The sequence below is a fragment of the Enterococcus sp. 6D12_DIV0197 genome (assembly GCF_002174385.1).
GTDB lineage: Bacteria > Bacillota > Bacilli > Lactobacillales > Enterococcaceae > Enterococcus_D > Enterococcus_D casseliflavus.
The window spans coordinates 1,343,939-1,361,526 of the sequence record NZ_NIBN01000001.1; the positions used below are offsets into that span (position 1 = coordinate 1,343,939).

The 17,588-nt window shown below is 46.0% G+C and carries 14 protein-coding genes; 8 read left to right on the plus strand and 6 right to left on the minus strand.

Translation table 11 applies throughout. From position 1 onward, the window contains the following. Positions 1 to 77 precede the first annotated feature (77 nt). Genes A5867_RS06320 through A5867_RS06335 form a run of 4 tightly spaced genes read left to right on the plus strand, consistent with a single transcriptional unit; the run spans position 78 to position 6,228 of the window. Positions 78 to 1,412, plus strand: coding sequence for a PTS transporter subunit EIIC (locus tag A5867_RS06320; RefSeq protein WP_015509292.1), 1,335 nt, complete (start codon positions 78 to 80; stop codon positions 1,410 to 1,412). Between the two features lie 52 nt (positions 1,413 to 1,464). After that, complete coding sequence (locus A5867_RS06325; protein ID WP_087627144.1) at positions 1,465 to 1,953, plus strand: hypothetical protein; 489 nt, start codon at positions 1,465 to 1,467, stop codon at positions 1,951 to 1,953. Further along, entirely contained in the window at positions 1,940 to 4,177 is a 2,238-nt protein-coding gene (locus tag A5867_RS06330) for an alpha-galactosidase (protein WP_087627145.1), read from the plus strand. Before A5867_RS06325 ends, A5867_RS06330 begins: the two co-directional genes overlap by 14 nt. Further along, positions 4,174 to 6,228, plus strand: a complete 2,055-nt coding sequence (locus A5867_RS06335) for a beta-galactosidase (protein ID WP_087627146.1) — start codon at positions 4,174 to 4,176, stop codon at positions 6,226 to 6,228. Before A5867_RS06330 ends, A5867_RS06335 begins: the two co-directional genes overlap by 4 nt. Before the next feature lie 74 nt (positions 6,229 to 6,302). On the opposite strand, the gene A5867_RS06340 is transcribed toward A5867_RS06335, so the two are convergent. Next, the gene (locus A5867_RS06340) at positions 6,303 to 7,139 is read right to left on the minus strand and encodes an NAD(P)H-hydrate dehydratase (protein ID WP_087627147.1); all 837 of its coding nucleotides are present in this window, start codon (positions 7,137 to 7,139) and stop codon (positions 6,303 to 6,305) included. A gap of 159 nt (positions 7,140 to 7,298) precedes the next feature. Between A5867_RS06340 and pepV the strand changes: the two genes are divergently transcribed. Both pepV and A5867_RS06350 read left to right on the plus strand, forming a co-directional pair. Further along, positions 7,299 to 8,723: a dipeptidase PepV gene (gene pepV, locus A5867_RS06345; protein WP_005225493.1), complete on the plus strand. Its 1,425-nt coding sequence runs from the start codon at positions 7,299 to 7,301 to the stop codon at positions 8,721 to 8,723. Between the two features lie 172 nt (positions 8,724 to 8,895). Next, complete coding sequence (locus A5867_RS06350) at positions 8,896 to 9,189, plus strand: hypothetical protein (RefSeq protein WP_087627148.1); 294 nt, start codon at positions 8,896 to 8,898, stop codon at positions 9,187 to 9,189. A gap of 143 nt (positions 9,190 to 9,332) precedes the next feature. On the opposite strand, the gene A5867_RS06355 is transcribed toward A5867_RS06350, so the two are convergent. Together A5867_RS06355 and A5867_RS06360 are read right to left on the minus strand one after the other, a co-directional pair. Next, a complete protein-coding gene (locus tag A5867_RS06355; RefSeq protein ID WP_015509297.1) occupies positions 9,333 to 9,539 on the minus strand; it encodes a hypothetical protein in 207 nt (68 codons plus the stop codon). 128 nt (positions 9,540 to 9,667) lie between these two features. Then, positions 9,668 to 9,976, minus strand: a complete 309-nt coding sequence (locus A5867_RS06360; RefSeq protein WP_008378984.1) for a DUF5960 family protein — start codon at positions 9,974 to 9,976, stop codon at positions 9,668 to 9,670. Positions 9,977 to 10,136: 160 nt separating this feature from the next. On the opposite strand from A5867_RS06360, the gene A5867_RS06365 reads away from it, so the two are divergent. After that, on the plus strand, positions 10,137 to 10,487 hold the full coding sequence (locus A5867_RS06365; RefSeq protein WP_087627149.1) for a hypothetical protein: 351 nt from the start codon (positions 10,137 to 10,139) through the stop codon (positions 10,485 to 10,487). A gap of 119 nt (positions 10,488 to 10,606) precedes the next feature. On the opposite strand, the gene A5867_RS06370 is transcribed toward A5867_RS06365, so the two are convergent. Next, the gene (locus tag A5867_RS06370) at positions 10,607 to 11,350 is read right to left on the minus strand and encodes an NADPH-dependent oxidoreductase (RefSeq protein WP_005225498.1); all 744 of its coding nucleotides are present in this window, start codon (positions 11,348 to 11,350) and stop codon (positions 10,607 to 10,609) included. Between the two features lie 349 nt (positions 11,351 to 11,699). On the opposite strand from A5867_RS06370, the gene A5867_RS06375 reads away from it, so the two are divergent. Further along, a complete protein-coding gene (locus A5867_RS06375) occupies positions 11,700 to 14,351 on the plus strand; it encodes a cation-translocating P-type ATPase (protein WP_016608271.1) in 2,652 nt (883 codons plus the stop codon). A gap of 58 nt (positions 14,352 to 14,409) precedes the next feature. Here the strand turns inward: A5867_RS06375 and A5867_RS06380 are convergent, their stop codons facing one another. Next, positions 14,410 to 16,548: a transglutaminase-like domain-containing protein gene (locus A5867_RS06380; RefSeq protein ID WP_087627150.1), complete on the minus strand. Its 2,139-nt coding sequence runs from the start codon at positions 16,546 to 16,548 to the stop codon at positions 14,410 to 14,412. Continuing rightward, positions 16,545 to 17,588, minus strand: a complete 1,044-nt coding sequence (locus A5867_RS06385; RefSeq protein ID WP_087627151.1) for a DUF58 domain-containing protein — start codon at positions 17,586 to 17,588, stop codon at positions 16,545 to 16,547. Before A5867_RS06385 ends, A5867_RS06380 begins: the two co-directional genes overlap by 4 nt.

Sequence of the window (17,588 nt, forward strand, 5' to 3'; positions counted from 1 at the left end):
GGGTTGTGTAAACATTAACTAAACAACTATACTGATTGTAGTAAACGTTTACAGTTAAAAATAAAGGAGAAAACGAAATGAAGTTTATTGATAAATTAGCCGAAAAGATGGTGCCTTTTGCTCAGATCATTGCCAACAACAAATACTTGTTAAGTCTTCGTGATGGGTTTATGGTCGCTTTTCCTGCAACAATGTTTGCGTCAATTATGATTATTATTCAAAATCTGCCTGCTACTTTCGGACTCTCGGAAAAACTTCCAGAGGGATTCATCACGTTTCTAAACGACTTTTTTGGTCCTATCGGAAATGCGACCATGAGTATCACCGCTATTTTCGTTGTTTTTGGGATCGGCTATCAGTTGGCTGGCAAGTATGGACAAGCCAAATTATTTGCGGGTGCCATCTCACTGTCTTCGTTTTTGATGCTGCTGCCTTTTGGCTCATCCGAAGAGTTAGGTACAGTGATCCCCTTGTCGAAATTAGGGGCTGAGGGAATGTTTGTCGGAATCATCACGGCCATTATCGCTACGCAGATCTATTGCAAAATCAGTGCGGCTGGGCTGACGATCAAAATGCCAGATTCGGTTCCGCCAATGATCGCAGAATCATTTGTCGCCATCATTCCTGGGGCGGCACCGTTGTTCCTTTTCAATTTGATCCGCTACTTGTTCACCTTTACTTCATGGGGCAATGCCGTTGATTTCGTTTATGAGATTTTGCAAAAACCATTGATGGGCTTAGGCGGTACGTTGCCAGCAGTACTGATCGCCGTCTTGTTCACCCAATTCTTCTGGTGGTTTGGGATTCACGGGACACTAGTGGTCAATGCGGTGATCGATCCAATCATGAATGCGTTAGCGATTGAAAACTATGAAGCTTACAAAGCAGGGGCTGAACAATTGCCCCATATCATTAACACTACGTTTATGGGCGTGTTCGTCAATCAAGGAATGCAGCTGGGGATCTCGATTACAATGGCCTTCTTTATCGCTCGTTCGATTCGGATGAAAAAATTAATGAAGACGGTGATCGCTCCATCTGTTTTCAACGTATCTGAACCGATGACCTTTGGTTTGCCGATCGTCTTGAACCCGATCGCTTTTGTCCCATGGATCTTAGCGCCATTAGCCAGTACGACGATCTCTTACTTTGCGATCGCCGCAGGCTTGGTGCCGCGGCCAATCGGAGCAACGGTGGTTTGGACGACCCCTGTTTTCTTATCTGGTTGGTTAGGCACGGGTTCTGTTGCCGGCGCAATCTTACAGTTAGTGACGGTTGCCGTAATGACCTTGATTTGGGTGCCATTCTTGATCGTAATGGATCGCGGGTACTTGAAAGAAGAAAAAGCGGAAGCGGCATTAAATGAACAAGCGACATCTGAAACGATCAATCAAAGGGTAGAAGAAAGATAAGCCCAGAAACGGAAAGGAATGCAATAGCGCACCCTTTAGAAAGGAATTTGTGATGAGAACCGATACATTGTCTTGCAGTTATCAAATGAATACCACACCTACGGACTTTTCCCGTGTGTTATTGGCGGAACAAGAGAAATTCTTTCTAGCCAAACAAGCCCAAGAACCGTTCGGGGAAGGCTGCCGTATTGAAACGATGATCCAAACCAAAACCGCCCCGCGGTTGGTACCTGCCGTCATGACGGTCAAAAAAATTGCCTCGGATGAGCTGTGGCTTCGTACGACCCATGAAGAAGGAGTGATCGATCAACGGTACAGTTTTGCTCCAGGACGAAAAGGGAAGCTGCAAGTCACGTATTCGGAACAAAGCCGTTTTGAGCAGCAGAAAACAACCTACAGTTTTATGCTGGCGGCGCTGTTTTATAAATTCTTTTTCAATCGCGGCGTCAAAAAACGCTTGCGTTATCTTGAAGCAGCTTGTCAACGAGCAGGGACAAATGAAAAAAATGGGGAAATTGAGGATAGCAATGATAGAAATTAGGAATGAACAACTCTTTCACTTATACAATGAAAAAATCAGTTATATCATCAATGTGTTACCAAATCAGCAACTGGGTCATGTCTATTTTGGGCCATCTCTAGGCACACTGGCGCCATTTGATCAAGCGTACCTTGAGAAAAAAGAGAATAAATCGGCAGGAACCGTCAAATTTTTTGAAGCAGACAATCTTTTTACCTTGGCGGACCGTTTTCAAGAATTGCCAACGTATGGGACTTCTGATTTTCGAGAAGGGGCAGTGTCGGTTTTTGAGGAAGAAACCCCACTTTATGTTGATTTTAAACTTGTGGCTTTTCACTGTTTTGAGGGCAAAGAACGAAAGCTGGCGCAACCAGCCAGCTTTGCTTCTGCTGATGAAAGCCAAAGCATCGTCTTTGAATTAGTAGATCAAGAGCGGCAGCTGGAAATGGCGATCACCTATACGATCTTCAAAGGATCAGGAACCATCACGCGGCAGCAAACACTGACCAATACGGGGAGCAAGCCTAGAACCATCCAGCGCTTTTTGAGTGGTGTCTTGGAGCTGAAAAATCGCGATTTTGAACTGCTGCATCTTTCAGGCGCATGGCTGAAAGAACGGCATATCAAGACGGTCCCTTTGACCCAAGGGACGATCAGTGTCGGCTCGTTAAAAGGAGCGTCTGGTCATCAGCACAATCCTTTTGTCGCCTTAAAAGAACAGCAAGCCACCAATGACACTGGTCACGTCTATGGTGCCAACCTGATTTATTCGGGCAACTTTTTGGCGCAAGCGGAAATGGATGAATGGGACAACGTTCGATTGATGTTGGGGATACATCCTGAGCATTTCAGCTGGCAGCTTTCACAAGGAGAAACTTTTGAAGCCCCAGAATGCCTCTTCACCTTCACCGCTGCTGGTCTGAATGGCTTGAGTCAAGAATCCGCCCAATTTATCGAAAAGCATGTGATTGCCCCTTATTGGCAAAAGCGGCAGCGGCCGATCGTCTTTAATAATTGGGAAGCGACTTATTTTGATTTTAATGAAGAGAAGCTGTTGACCTTAGCCCATGAAAGCAAGGCGTTAGGGATGGAGTGCTTTGTGCTTGACGATGGTTGGTTTGGAAAACGCAACGACGACCGCAGTTCATTAGGCGATTGGGTGGCGGACCCTGCCAAATTTCCAAAAGGAATCGGGTCTTTTGCTGAGAAAATTCATGCCATGCAGCTGCAACTGGGGATTTGGTTTGAACCAGAAATGGTTTCGCCAGATAGTCAGTTGTACCAAGAGCATCCTGAGTGGGTAGTCAAGCATCCTTATGAGCGGATCTCTGTGGGGCGCGGGCAATACGTGTTGGATTTTGCCAATCCAGCAGTGGTTGAGGCGATTTTCGAAGCGATGCAAAAAGTGATCCTTGAAACCAAGCTAGATTACATCAAATGGGATATGAACCGCAATATCACTGAAGCTTACTCTCCCTATTTAGCAGAACAGGGTATTTCTCAGACGGAGTTTTATCATCGCTACATTTTAGGTCTTTATCGCTTATATGAAAAAATCTTAGCTGCGTTTCCGACCCTTTTGATCGAAGGCTGTGCTGGCGGCGGGGGCAGATACGATTTAGGGATCTTATTTTACAGTCCGCAGATTTGGCCTAGTGATGATAGTGATGCAGTGGAACGTTTAGCCATCCAAAGCGGAACGTTGTTAGGATATCCTTTGTCCTCCTTCAGCAATCACGTGTCGGCGGCACCAAACCACCAAGTCGGCCGGGCAACGTCTTTAGCCTTTCGGCAAACCGTCGCAATGTTTGGGCCTTTGGGGTATGAACTCGATCTCTTTCACTTGTCTGAAGCTGAAAAGCAGGCGATCAAATCCCAAATCGTCTTTTATAAAAAACAGCGGCAATTGCTGACCTTTGGCACTTTTTACCAGCTGCAGCAGTTGGACCATGCCAATGAAACGACTTGGGCAGTGTATGATCCGCAAAACGAAGAAGCCTTGATTGCTTTCTTTCGCGTGTTGGCACAAGCCAATCCGACGGCGGAAGACTTTTTGCCCGCAGCCTTTCTTAATGCCCAACAGGTGTATCAGATAAATGGCGAAACTGTCTCTGGTCAGCTGTTAAGGCAATTAGGGTTGCGTAAACCCTATCAGTTTAATGCCGTCAACCATGGAACAGCGCAAGTCACTGGCGATTTTCAATCATTTGTCTACCATTTACAAGCCAAAAAAGGAGTAGAATGATGAGCAATCAATTGTTTGATCAGCAGTTTATGCATGGCGGGGATTACAACCCCGATCAATGGCTGGCTTATCCAGAAATCTTGCAAAAGGATCTTGCCTACATGCAGCAAGCCCATGTCAACACCGTCACATTAGGGGTGTTTGCTTGGAGTGCCTTAGAGCCGCAAGAAGGCGTTTATCAGTTTGACTGGTTGGATCGAGTGTTTGATCAGATCCATGGCATCGGCGGCAAAGTCATTTTGGCCACTCCTAGCGGTGGGCGGCCTCAATGGCTAAGCCAAAAGTATCCTGAAGTCAATCGGACCAACGCCCAAGGGCAAAAACATACCCATGGGTTTCGCCACAATCACTGTTACTCTTCACCGATCTATCGGGAAAAGGTGACGCAAATCAATCAGCAGTTGGCAAAACGTTACGGCAAGCATCCGGCATTAGCCATGTGGCATATCTCCAATGAGTACTCTGGGGAATGCTTTTGCTCCTATTGTCAGGAAAACTGGCGCAGCTGGCTGCAAAAAAAATATGGTGATTTAGCCACGTTGAATCATGCCTGGTGGACTTCTTTTTGGGGCGGTACGTACTCTGATTGGTCGCAGGTTTTACCACCTTCACCTTTAGGGGAACACAAAGTGCATGGCATGGATCTTGATTGGAAACGATTTGTCACAGATAGGACGATCGATTTTTATTTGCATGAATGTGCGCCGATCCGTCAGCTGACACCGGACATTCCTGTGACGACGAATTTTATGGCGGAAGGACATGCTACTCAAGATTTTATTCCTTTAGAAGGCATTGACTACAGCAAGTTCGCTCGTCATGTGGACATCGTTAGCTGGGATAGTTACCCTGATTGGAACAACAACTTTGAATCCTTGGCAGCGACAGCGATGAAATCCGCCTATGTACATGATCAATACTGGTCATTGAAGAAACAGCCCTTTTTAGTGATGGAATGCACGCCGAGTTTTGTTAACTGGCATTCCTTTAATAAAGCGAAAAAGCCTGGTGTCCATCAGTTGAGTGCTATGCAGCAGATCGCTCACGGCTCAGATAGTACCTTGTATTTTCAATGGCGCCAATCCCGCGGCAATTCAGAAAAATTCCATGGAGCAGTCGTGGGACATGATGATTCCACGGAGAATCGGGTCTTCAAAGAAGTTGCGGCTTACGGCAAGCGCTTGGAAAAAATCAAAGAGATTCAAGGAACCACAAGAAAAAAAGCAGTGGCGATCCTTTTTGACTGGGAAAGCAACTGGGCATTGAAGCGAGGCGGCGGGTTTGGTCGACCAACCAGACGGTATCCGCAAACGTTGCAGGAGCATTATCGTTATTTCTGGGAACAAGACATCGCTGTCGATATTTTGACGCCAGAGCAAGATTTTTCTGACTATCAGTTGGTGATCGCTCCAATGCTTTACTTGATGACATCAGAGACGATGGCAAAACTTTGCCAGTATACACAAGCCGGTGGTACCTTGATTTCCAGTTACTTTAGCGGCATGGTCAATGAAACCGACCTGTTGTATCTGGGGGGCTTGCCACAGCCGTTGCGAGGGTTATTAGGCATCAACGTGCTGGAGCTGGAAACTCTTTTTGACACTGAACACAATCAAGTGGTTTTTCAAGGACAGCCCTTTGAAACACGGGACTATTCTGCAATCATTGAAGCCGAAACAGCGGAGGTGCTAGGGGAGTATCAAGCGGATTTTTACCAAGGAACACCTGCGATCACCAAAAATGCCTTTGGTGCAGGCACTGCCTACTATCTGGCGGCTCGCACCAACTATGACTTTTTCGAACAGTTTTATGCCTCTTTGGTCGGTGAGCTGTCCTTGGCAGAGGAAAGGATCGCGCATGCCAATCCTGCAGTCTCGATCCAAGGCAGGATCAGTCCAGAACGAACGTACTTTTTCATCATGAATTTTTCTGAGAAAGAGCAGACATTGGACTTGATCAAAGAAGTCGTTGATTTAGAGACCAATCAAGCAGTCCCTCAAACAGCAACCTTGGCGCCGTATGAAGTGCGAGTGGTTTATTTTAACAATTAGCTGACCATTGGAAAAAACGTCCCTTTCGATAAATGCAGAAAGGGACGTTTTTTTGATGAATGGTTTATCAGAAATCATTCTAGATCGGATGCTTGGTGCTTTTTCATCCATTGAGGCAATGCGGCACTGATTTGTGTCGGCAAAACGACATAGTGCTCTTTTGCCAATGCTTCGCCAATCAGGCTATGGAGATAGACAGCCGCGTGGATCGTTTCCTCTGTTTTTTCAAACTGTGCCAAAAAGCTGGTGATCATGCCTGCCAGCGTATCACCCATGCCGCCAGTCGCCATTGCGGGTGTTCCGAGGGGATTTTGGGCGATGCTGCTGCCGTAAATTTGTGTGCGATGGCTTTTTAAGACTACCAGACTTCCGAGTTTTTGTTGGGCTTGCTGGTTGTTTTCCTCTGTCTGGTCGGCAATTGCCAGTCCGCTGAGCCGTTGCCATTCCATCTGATGCGGCGTGAAGACGACTTGTTCAGGAAAGGGGATGATCAGCGGATATTTGGCAGCCAAATTGATCGCCGAACCATCGATCACCAACCATTGGTGTTCTTTTTGGGCAGAAACGATCCGCTGCAGCAGATCAAAATTGCTTTTTCCTTCGCCTAATCCAGGACCAATCAGTAGGACGTCTGCCGATTCGGTGACCGTATCGATCAGTTCTGTTTGCTGCCAATCGACAAACATCGCTTCAGGCAAGCGGGCGTGTAGGGCGGTTCGGTTGACGCCATCGGAGATCACGGTGGTCAAACCAGTTCCCCCATACACACAGGCTTGCGCAGCCATTAAGATCGCCCCACCGAATTGGCGGTTGCCCCCTACTAAAACGGCTCGGCCAAAAGTGCCTTTGTGGCTTTTTGTCGGGCGCTGTTGGATCACTTTGGATAAAATTGCAGAATCAAGTTGCTCCATGCAATGACTCCTTTCGTTAATCAAAATCGAGTTATATTTATTATACCTGTTTCCTAGAAATTTCATAGAAAAGACCCATGGAAAAAGGCGCAATTTTTTTTCCTTTTTTGGTTTAAGAGTGTTATCATAAATAGCGAGAACAGAAATGGAGGGAACACTATGACAATCGATTGGAAAAAAGAGGTCGAAGCCCGCAAAGACGATTTGCTGAACGACTTGATTGATCTATTGAAAGTGAAAAGTGAAAGAGAAGATGATAAAGCGACTGCGGATGCGCCATTTGGTCCTGGACCTCGTGATGCGTTGCTACACATGCTAGCTTATGGCGAACGTGATGGCTTCACAGTCAAAAACGTCGATAACTACGCTGGTCACATCGAATTTGGTGAAGGAGACGAAACATTAGGGATCTTCGGCCACATGGATGTTGTTCCTGCAGGTGACGGCTGGTCAACCGATCCTTATGATCCAGTCATCAATGACAACAAAATCTATGCTCGTGGTTCTTCTGATGATAAAGGTCCTTCAATGGCTGCCTATTATGGGATGAAGATTATCAAAGAATTAGGCTTGCCATTATCGAAAAAAATCCGTTTTGTCGTTGGTTCTGATGAAGAAAGCGGCTGGGCAGATATGGATTACTACTTTGAGCATGAAGAAAAGCCTGATTTTGGCTTCTCACCAGATGCCAATTTCCCAATCATCAATGGAGAAAAAGGAAATGTGACATTAGGGATCCATTTCCAAGGCAACAATGAAGGAGACTTCACGCTGCAAAGCTTTACTGCTGGCTTGCGAGAAAATATGGTACCAGGAACGGCAACAGCAAGCTTCATTGCTCCATCAACAGAAGAAGCACTAGCGATCGAAAAAGCCTTTTTCGATTACGTTGAAGCCAATCCAGTGACGGGCACAATTGAAACAGAAAATGAACAAGTGACGATCGAATTAGTCGGTAAAGGTGCCCATGGTGCCAGCCCACAATCAGGAATCAATGCGGGAACCTTCTTAGCTGTCTTCTTAGATAACTATGCCTTTGGCGGCGGCGCAAAACAATTCATCCATGCAGCAGCAGCCTATGTCCATGAAGATTTCTACGGTGAAAAATTAGGTGTGGCGTACGAAGACGAAAAAATGGGTAAATTAACTATGAATGCTGGCTTGTTTGCTTTTAAAGCGAACCAAGCAGGAACGCAAGCAGACAATTTTATCGCCTTGAACTTCCGTTATCCTAAAGGTGTAACTGCGGAAGGACTTGAAATCGGTGTGGAACGCACCGTCGGTATGGAAGGGGCCACCGTTACTCGCAATGACCGCAACATGGAACCTCACTACGTGCCAGCAGATGATCCATTGGTAGAAACTTTATTGGCGGTTTATGAAGAACATACCGGCGAAAAAGGCTTTGAACAAATCATCGGCGGCGGCACATACGGCCGTCTATTGAAACGCGGCGTTGCCTATGGCGCAATGTTCCCAGGCTATGTCGACACCATGCACCAAGCCAATGAATTCATGAGCTTGGATGACCTATTCAACGCAGCGGTGATCTATGCAGATGCTATCTATCGTTTGGCGAAATAAAGAGACATTGATACCGTCTATTCTTTTTTAGCGGAGTCGATTTATTGATACTTAGATGAATAGAGTCAATAAAGGAATAGCAGTACGACTGATTGTTTTAATCATTGTCGTACTGTTATTTTTGACATCAAATCATCCGAATGATTTACTTTTTGTAAGGAGTTGAAAAGTGATGCCTGATTTAGTGAAATTTATTTTGGTTATTCTGATTATTTGGGTGGTTTATCAAGTATTTACGACGATTTTATTTACCCTTTCCCAAAAAGCAGTTGCCAAACGAATCAAAAGCGGGAAGATGTCTGATCAGCAGTTGGCGAATTTGTACCACGCTGTAGCACGAGCAAATCAAGGAAGCAATTTCCAAGCGATTTTCTCTTATGGGCTCTTTTACCGCAGCCATGCAAAGCAAAGTGATGCGGTCTATGAACTGTATCGCGCAGAAATGGCGAAAAGAAATCTGTTGTAACCAACTGTGAAGCAGCTGCTTTCGAGAATATTGCTCGAAGTAGCAAAAAAGCCTAGGTCCTGCACAACAAGTGCAGAACCTAGGCTTTTTTGGTATTTACTGGGCAGCAAGCTGTAACAGATAAACACAGCTCCTTGCTGCAGCTATTTCTTGTCTTTGCTGCTTTTTTGATCCATGCCCGCACCGATCGCTACCCCTAGTGCGATGCCTAAACCCATGCCTAATGCTAGATTGTCAAAAAACAGCATCCCAAACGCAGCACCTAATGCCATTCCGACACCGATCCCCAGTCCCATATTGTTAGAAGCGGCTTCCTTTTCTTCAGACGTTTGCGGCGGTTTTTTCGTCATTGTGAAAAACCCCTTTCTTTTTAGTATAGAGGGGTTTCGTTTGGATGACAAATATTCGAACTGCTGCTCAGTGATATGCATCAGGAGAGTGTAGCCGCTAAGTATAGCAAACGGGTTGAACCATTGGTCTATCTTCCGCCGGGCAAATAGTTACGCTCGGGGTTGTAGCGGCGAATGATCTTATTTTCAGCGAGTACGTGCTCATAATAATAAACAGGCGCATCCTTAGTCTCTAGTCGAAAAACAAAGACGAGCGGAACCTTTAAGACGGAATAGCGCGCGGGGATCGCAATATACGATTTTTGATTGCGCTCCATCGTCAGTGCGAATTCATCAAACAAAAGCGCCACTGGTGTGGGAAAGTTTACCAATTCATAATAGTGTTTTTCAAATGCATAGGTTTCTTGTTTTGCATAAGCGATTTTTGCAGCTGGCATACACATTCACCTCACTTGAATTATACGAACGTTTGTTCTGCTTGTAAAGTGAAAAATCACCGAGCGAGGAAAAAGGAGGCGTTCTCTATGAAAAAGATGTTTTGCTAACAAGAAATTTGCTACACTAGAGAAAAGAAGGAATCAAAAAGGAGCAGATACCATGGATTACGAACGTTTCGCACGATTACAGGCACGCTTTGCCGATGAAAAACTGCTGACCAAAGATGGGGTCTATCGGTTGCGTTTGTCAGGGAAGGCGCAGTTCGAACTAGCCTTTATCAAAACCGGACCCTGTGGCGAGTCTGTCTACCAGCCGCTGATCAAGGGCACTTTTGCTGAAAAAGAAGCAATCCCTACCTATTTGCTGGATCTTGCGGCGCAGCCTATGACGCAAATCAGTCAGCGAACCTCCGAAAATGAAGCAGTGTTAGATAAAGCGTTAGTAGAATTAATGGAAAAATGTGAGCAGGCAGTTGCCGTCAACGAAGCCGCACAAGAAGCCACACGTTAATTAGCATGACAAAGATACAAGAGCCGCCTGAACCTGATTTTTTACACCAAGCAAAAAACGATCCTGACAAGATTCCTTGTCAAAGATCGTTTTTTATTTTCCCGTGGTAATTAGTGTCCTCATTCACCGAAGTGGTCTGAGAAGCCTTGTTGCTTCATAAAGGCCGCGACATCTGGACGTCGCGGTTCACGGAAAAATTCCGTCATTTTCGTTTGCCAATTGGTTTGCTGTTGATTGCTGCTGCGCTGTGCATAATAGGCTTCTGTCGTTTGATTGTACTGGGCTGTTTGCTCCTGCGTCAGCGGTTGATACTGATCGACACTTACGATCGCTTCTTGGGGCAAGCGGACTTTCGGCTCATTTCTGTGTTGCGGATAGCCGATCGTTAAACCGAATAACGGAAACGTCAATTTTGGTAAGCCGACAAGTTCTGCGATACGAGGCAAATCATTGCGGATGCCGCCGATGTAACAAATTCCTAAGTCTTGCGCTTCAGCGTAAGCTACCATGTTTTGGGCAGCGATGGTCGTATCAACGACAGACACAATAAATGGTTCCATCGTGGTTAAGTGGGTATCAGGCACCCCTGCTTGGGTCAGCAGCTGCTGGTGTTTATGTAAGTCGGCGACAAAAAGATAGAAGACGCCCGTTCGAGTGATGTAATTTGGGGCACCGGCAATTTCTTCGATGGCAGCCAGTTTTTCAGGATCACTGACCTCAATGATCGAATAGGCTTGAACAAAGTTCGAACTGGAACCGCTCTGGGCAACCGTTACTAATTTTTGCTTGAGTTCCTTTGATAGTGGCCGGGGTTGAAAATCTCGGACAGAGCTGTGGCGGGTAAAAGTATCAAAAAGATCCATCGTTTTTCCTCCTGTAACGTACAAATTTCTTTCTTCCTTAGTGTAACAGAAAAAAAGGAATGGGAACAAAAAGAATGTTTTCAAAAAATTTTCAAATTGATGTTTTATAGTTGCCAAGCACAAAAGTTTCCGTTATGATAATGATACATTCTTATTATTATTCCTTAGGGGAGTAACCGGTGGCGCAAGCTGCGATAATATCAACAGTAAGTAAGCTGGCGACAGCTTTCTGGTATTATTTGAAATGGTGAGACCTAAGACAAGCGTATACTTGTCTTAGGTCTCTTTTTTTCTAGCAGAGTGCCTAAGGAAAATAAAATTAAAAGGGGCAAAAAAATTGGCGAAAGAAATGTATCAAAAAGAAATCTCGGAAATTATGGCAGAGGTCCAGAGCAGTCCAGAGGGGTTGACGCAGCAAGAGGCAGCCAAGCGTTTAGAAAATGGCTTGAACCAGCTGAAGGAAGCACCTAAGAAATCTAGCTTTGCCTTATTCTTAGATACCTTCAAAGATGCGATGGTGATCGTCTTGCTGATCGTGGCAATCATCCAAATGGTTATGGGTGCCCACGTTGAGTCGATCGTTATCTTCGCAGTACTCTTGTTGAATTCCGTCGTCAGTGTGATTCAAACGAAAAAAGCCGAAGGGTCGTTAGACGCTTTGAAAAGCCTGTCGGCACCAGATGCTAACGTCATTCGGGATGGCAAAGAACAAAGTGTGCTGGCGAAAGAATTGGTTGTCGGCGATATCGTTATTTTAGAAGCTGGGGACTATGTACCAGCAGATGGTCGATTGATCGAAGAGGGTTCTTTGAAGGTCGATGAAGGAATGCTGACTGGGGAATCAACGCCAGCGGAAAAAGAATTAGGTGTGATCGATCGTACCGCACCGATCGGCGACCGTGACAACATGGTCTTCAGTGGAACGATCGTCACTTATGGACGTGGTCGGTTTATCGTAACTGCGACTGGTAATGTGACGGAAATCGGTCAAGTGGCTGGCTTATTGGAAAGTACAGTTGAACACAAAACACCATTGCAAAGAGGATTAGACAGCTTCAGTAAAAAACTGAGCTTGGCGATCTTAGTCCTTTCATTGATTATTTTAGGGGTTCAAGTCGCACGGTTGTTCTTAGGTGACGGAACAGGTGATATGACACAAGACTTAGTCAACGCCTTTATGTTTGCGGTAGCCGTAGCCGTTGCAGCGATTCCAGAAGCCTTGCAATCGATCGTGACGATCGTTCTTTCGATCGGAACAAAACAAATGGCGAAGCGTCATGCCATCATTCGAAAACTACCAGCGGTTGAAACATTGGGTTCAACGAGTATCGTTTGTACCGATAAGACAGGGACTTTGACCCAAAACAAAATGACCGTTGTTGACTACTATTTACCAAATGGGCAAACGGGCACGTTCTCCGATGAACCAACTACCTGGACATTGCCTGAAAAACGCTTAGTAGAGATCAGTGTCTTGGCCAATGATGCTGCCATCAGTGAAGATGGGGCGAAGCTAGGAGACCCTACTGAAATTGCTTTTCTGGATTACAGTGAGAAACTAAATCAGCCTTATCGGGCAATTCGTCAACAGTTTCCTCGTTTGCAAGAATTGCCTTTCGATTCTGATCGTAAATTGATGTCTACCTTACATGAGATCGATGGCGAACATTTATTGTTGACCAAAGGTGGTCCAGACATCGTCTTTGGCCGCAGTACCAAAGTCTTGATCGATGATCAAGTCGTGCCTTTAACAGATGAAATCAAGCAGAAATTGCAGCATCAAAACGAAGAATTCTCAAAACGGGCATTACGGGTCTTGGCGTTTGCTTACCGTCCATTGACCGATGCCCAATCACGAGAATTGACACTTGAGGATGAAAATGAGCTGATTTTGGTTGGTTTGATGGCAATGATCGATCCTCCTCGTAAAGAAGTCAAACAAGCCGTAGCGGATGCTAAATCTGCTGGTATCAAAACAGTAATGATCACAGGGGACCACAAAACGACAGCCGTGGCGATCGCACAAGAGATCGGTATTTCAGCCGAGGGCGACTTAGCCTTGACTGGTACGGAATTGGATGCTCTTTCAGAAACCGAACTAGCGGATCAATTAGACAAAATCACAGTCTATGCTCGTGTTTCGCCAGAAAACAAAATCCGTATCGTGCGGGCTTGGCAAGACAAAGGCAAGATCTCTGCCATGACCGGGGATGGGGTCAATGATGCACCCGCCTTGAAACAAGCGGATATCGGGATCGCAATGGGAACCGGAACGGACGTTGCCAAAGACGCAGCGGCGATGGTCTTGACGGATGACAACTTTGCCTCGATCATTCGTGCAGTAGAAGTTGGCCGAAACGTCTTTGACAACATCAAAAAAGCTATTTCGTATTTGTTTGCTGGAAACTTAGGTGCGATCATTGCGATCGTCTTTGCCTTAGTGATGGGTTGGGACAATCCATTTACTGCCTTGCAGCTGCTCTTTATCAACCTAGTCAACGACTCATTACCAGCGATTGCTCTAGGAATGGAAAAAGCCGAACCAACGATCATGCAGCGCCAGCCAAGAGATCCAAATGCTGGTATCTTCACTGGAAAAACATTGATCTCAGTAACGTATCGTGGTATTTTGATTGCCGCTGTCGTGATTTTGGCACAATGGTTAGGAATGAACCAATCACCTGAATTAGGTGTAGCGATGGCCTTCTCAACACTTATCTGGAGCCGAACATTGCAAACATTACCAGCACGCTCAAACACTGAGACTGCTTGGCAAGCTGGCCTTTTTGCCAATAAAATGGTATGGTTGGCAATCGTCGTTTGTGGTGGACTATACAGCATTACCTTGATTCCTGGCATCCGTGAAGTCTTTGCGATTCCAGCAACCTTCACTTTAGGACATGTCGGTCTATGTATCGCAATGGCTGCTGTGGCAGTTGTTTTGATGGAAATCACGAAACTGATTATTATTGCCGTTCAAAAACGTCAAGGAAACGCCTAAAGCAAAAAACGTATCGATCCTTTGATCGATACGTTTTTTTGTCGTTTCTCCTCACTGCTTAGTTGATTTTTTTCAGCTGACTGATTTGGGCAGCGACTTGCTTCAAGAAGGCTTCTTGACCAGCCGGCTGTTCTTGGCTGTAAAGGTAGGCTTCGTATTGCTGCGTCAAGCGGATAAAATCACCATGGAACAGTGGATAGAATGCTTCGAGTCGTTGGGCATAATCGATCAACGGCTCCGCCTCGTTACGGTACAGAACTTTCGTCGTTTGCCGTAAAAACAAAGGATAGGCAGCAACTAGCGGCTGTTTGGTAAAGCGGCAGATCAACCATAAATGAATACGGAAAAACGAATGGCGGAAATAGAAAAGTAGGCCAAGTCCTAGGATAGCTAAGCCTCCAAAGAAGCCATTGCGCAGCGTTTGTTTCAACTCCTCAGTCAACCAAACGTCATCGGTAACCGCGGCTGTTGCAGAACTGCTGGTCGTGGTTTCGCTGCTTTCTGTTTCCCTGCTGCTCGATGGTGTTGTTTCGCTGCTAGCGGTCGGCGTTTCTTCGGAGCTAGTAGATTCTTGCGTCAACACGGGACGATCTGGATTTTGGAAACTAGGGGTCGGTTCAAAAGGCACCCAACCGTATCCGTCAAAGTAGACCTCCACCCATGAGTGGGCATTCAAGTTGCGAACGGTATAGGTAGTGATGCCGTTTTCTGTCGCAGGAGATCCAGGAGAAAAGCCTTTTGCCCAGCGAGCAGGGATCTCTAAACTCCGTAGTAGCACGACCATTGCCGTGGAAAAATTGTCGCAGTAGCCGACTTGTGATTCAAATAAAAATTGATCAACATAATCTTGCTCTTCTGCAGGCACGACGGCATCGGTTTTGGAATAGCGGAATACGAGCGGATCTTTCAAATAGCTTTCAACCGCCGTGACTTGATCAAACAGACTGTTGCTGTCAGCGGTGATCTCAGCTGCGAGATCTCGTACCCGCTGCGGCAAAGAATCGGGTAACTGGATATAATCGATCGGAGAATCCGGATAGATCAAAGGCAGATTTTGGAGATTTTCTGCGGCAAAATCTGGATGGTCCCAATCGAGGGTCAAGGTGGTGTCTGGGAGTGGATCAATGAGATCGACCCGCTGGATGGCGTCGCTGATCTGAAAACCGCGAGCACCGTTTTCAAGGGACAACGTGCTGCGTCCATAGGGCAATGGGACATAGTCTCCATGGTTTTGAAATTGGACCCGAACAGACTCGTTCTCAAGATAGGCTTGCTGATAGCTTTGATCCGCGATCGTGACGGCCTCTGCTTCTAAGCGAGCCTCTTCGCGGCTCGTACTGATCCAGCCCTTACCAGAATAAAAATCTTTGCTTTCCACCCGCCAGTAATGCGGGGTTTCTTGTTGCGCTTCAAATAAAATCGTCGCATCATCCAGTAGTGGTCCACCTAATTGACGGTCGTTTTCACTGAATCCAGTGCGAGAGCCGCTGGGCGTGCCATGTTCTTCAATAAATTGATAAAAACCCAGCTGATTCAGATTTGTCCGTATAGGCGTGGAACGGGCTGCCAACTGTTCCCGCAGGCTCGTTTGCGGCAAGTAGACAGCAGTGACGGCTAATCCACCAATCAATAGCATCACAGCGAACCAGGGAGCGATCGTTTGACTGGATTGAAAGACGCTGCGCTGGATCAGTGAAGAAGCCAAGGCACAAAGAAAAATACCCATCAAATGCCACGTCAGATCAAATTGATTAAAAATCACGACTGTTAGCAAGTAGCCGATCATGGTAGCGTAAATCAAGAAAAAGCGTTGATATGCGATCGGTAAGATCGCTAAAAACAAAACCCAACTAACGATCAATGTCACCGCCGCCAGTTCGGTGATATAGCCGACTTCACCGCTGAGGATCTCTTGAAAGGCACGGTGCAGGTCTAGCCAAAAACGCAACAGCCAATCAAAAGAAAAGGCAGTCCCATAAGGAAAGATCCGATACAAGACGATCAGCCAAGCGGCTGCCAGCAAAGGCAAACTGTAACGGACTTTCGGCACCACGGTCAAAATCAAACAGACACTAAAGGCATAAGTTAAAAGGGTGAACTGATTGCCAAGGTCATAAACTGCGATAAACGGCAAGATCACCAGTGATAGACTGAGAAAGGTCAGAAGACCAATCAGCGCTTTCTTAATAAATCTCATCCTACCGCCTCCTCAAGTTTATTCAACTGCCTCATTAAATCAGCGTAGGTAAACACTTGGCAGCTGTTTTTTGCTTCCAACTGACTGAGGTAGTCTTCCAGTTGTGGGGTAAAAACCGGGGTAATGAAGACAAGATGGCTGCCAGTCAAAAGCGGTACCCCTTCAGGAACTTTCTCGAAGGGAAGGATCTGGGCATAGGCAGCGGCATCCGTTTGGTAAGGAGAAGTCAATCCGTCACCAATCAAGAGCGGCTGAAAAAGTCGTTGATTTTGCGAGAAATGGTGGATCGAATAAAACAGTGTCAAAGTCTCTTCAAAAGCAGGATGATCTTCTCCCCAAAAGAGCAGAACGATGTCTTGTTCTTCTTCATGTTCTCGTTCGCGATAGATCAATTCCTGTTGTTTGCTGGATAATTTCCAATCGATATTTTTTAAGGAATCCCCTAACTGGTATTGACGGAACTGTCGAATAGAAAAATTGGGTTCTCCGTGGGTTTGGCTGCGGACTTGCTGTTTAAAAAATGGCAGCAGGGTAACGGCTTCTGGCGCCAATTTAGGCAGGATCAAAATCGATTGTTTCGCAACTGCAGCGTAGCTTTTTTCAAAAAAGCCAAAGAGATCATGGCTGTACAATTGAACGGGCAATTCTTCATAGATGCCTCGCTCCTTTGGGGTCCAAGGCAGCTGCAGCCGAATCAGATTGCCTCGATAAAAGGCGCTGTGATGACTTTCCTTGAAACGATCGTCAAACTGTAAGGTGAAATCGACCAGCGGCAGCAGCGTCGGGCGATACTTGAAGACTTGCAGCGGTAAGGTGATCGCTGTGTGTGTTTCAGCTTGGATCGATTCTTCTAAAATGATTTGAACCTTCTTGAGGGAGGGGAGCAAGAATACTGCATCAAGCAACAATAACAAAGTCAGTAAAAACCAAAGGCTCCAGCCAGCATTATTATTGAAGATCACACAGTAAGCCAGCAGCAGAAAATAGGCAGCGCTAAACAACATGAGGCGCAGCAGGCGTTCAAGCTTCTTTTTCTTCAT

Coding starts and splice junctions, on each gene's coding strand:
- pepV (WP_005225493.1), top strand. CDS start 7,299: ATGACAATCGATTGGAAAAAAGAGGTCGAAGCCCGCAAAGACGATTTG.
- A5867_RS06350 (WP_087627148.1), top strand. CDS start 8,896: ATGCCTGATTTAGTGAAATTTATTTTGGTTATTCTGATTATTTGGGTG.
- A5867_RS06325 (WP_087627144.1), top strand. CDS start 1,465: ATGAGAACCGATACATTGTCTTGCAGTTATCAAATGAATACCACACCT.
- A5867_RS06320 (WP_015509292.1), top strand. CDS start 78: ATGAAGTTTATTGATAAATTAGCCGAAAAGATGGTGCCTTTTGCTCAG.
- A5867_RS06360 (WP_008378984.1), bottom strand. CDS start 9,976: ATGCCAGCTGCAAAAATCGCTTATGCAAAACAAGAAACCTATGCATTT.
- A5867_RS06335 (WP_087627146.1), top strand. CDS start 4,174: ATGATGAGCAATCAATTGTTTGATCAGCAGTTTATGCATGGCGGGGAT.
- A5867_RS06370 (WP_005225498.1), bottom strand. CDS start 11,350: ATGGATCTTTTTGATACTTTTACCCGCCACAGCTCTGTCCGAGATTTT.
- A5867_RS06375 (WP_016608271.1), top strand. CDS start 11,700: ATGTATCAAAAAGAAATCTCGGAAATTATGGCAGAGGTCCAGAGCAGT.
- A5867_RS06340 (WP_087627147.1), bottom strand. CDS start 7,139: ATGGAGCAACTTGATTCTGCAATTTTATCCAAAGTGATCCAACAGCGC.
- A5867_RS06380 (WP_087627150.1), bottom strand. CDS start 16,548: ATGAGATTTATTAAGAAAGCGCTGATTGGTCTTCTGACCTTTCTCAGT.
- A5867_RS06355 (WP_015509297.1), bottom strand. CDS start 9,539: ATGACGAAAAAACCGCCGCAAACGTCTGAAGAAAAGGAAGCCGCTTCT.
- A5867_RS06385 (WP_087627151.1), bottom strand. CDS start 17,588: ATGAAGAAAAAGAAGCTTGAACGCCTGCTGCGCCTCATGTTGTTTAGC.
- A5867_RS06365 (WP_087627149.1), top strand. CDS start 10,137: ATGGATTACGAACGTTTCGCACGATTACAGGCACGCTTTGCCGATGAA.
- A5867_RS06330 (WP_087627145.1), top strand. CDS start 1,940: ATGATAGAAATTAGGAATGAACAACTCTTTCACTTATACAATGAAAAA.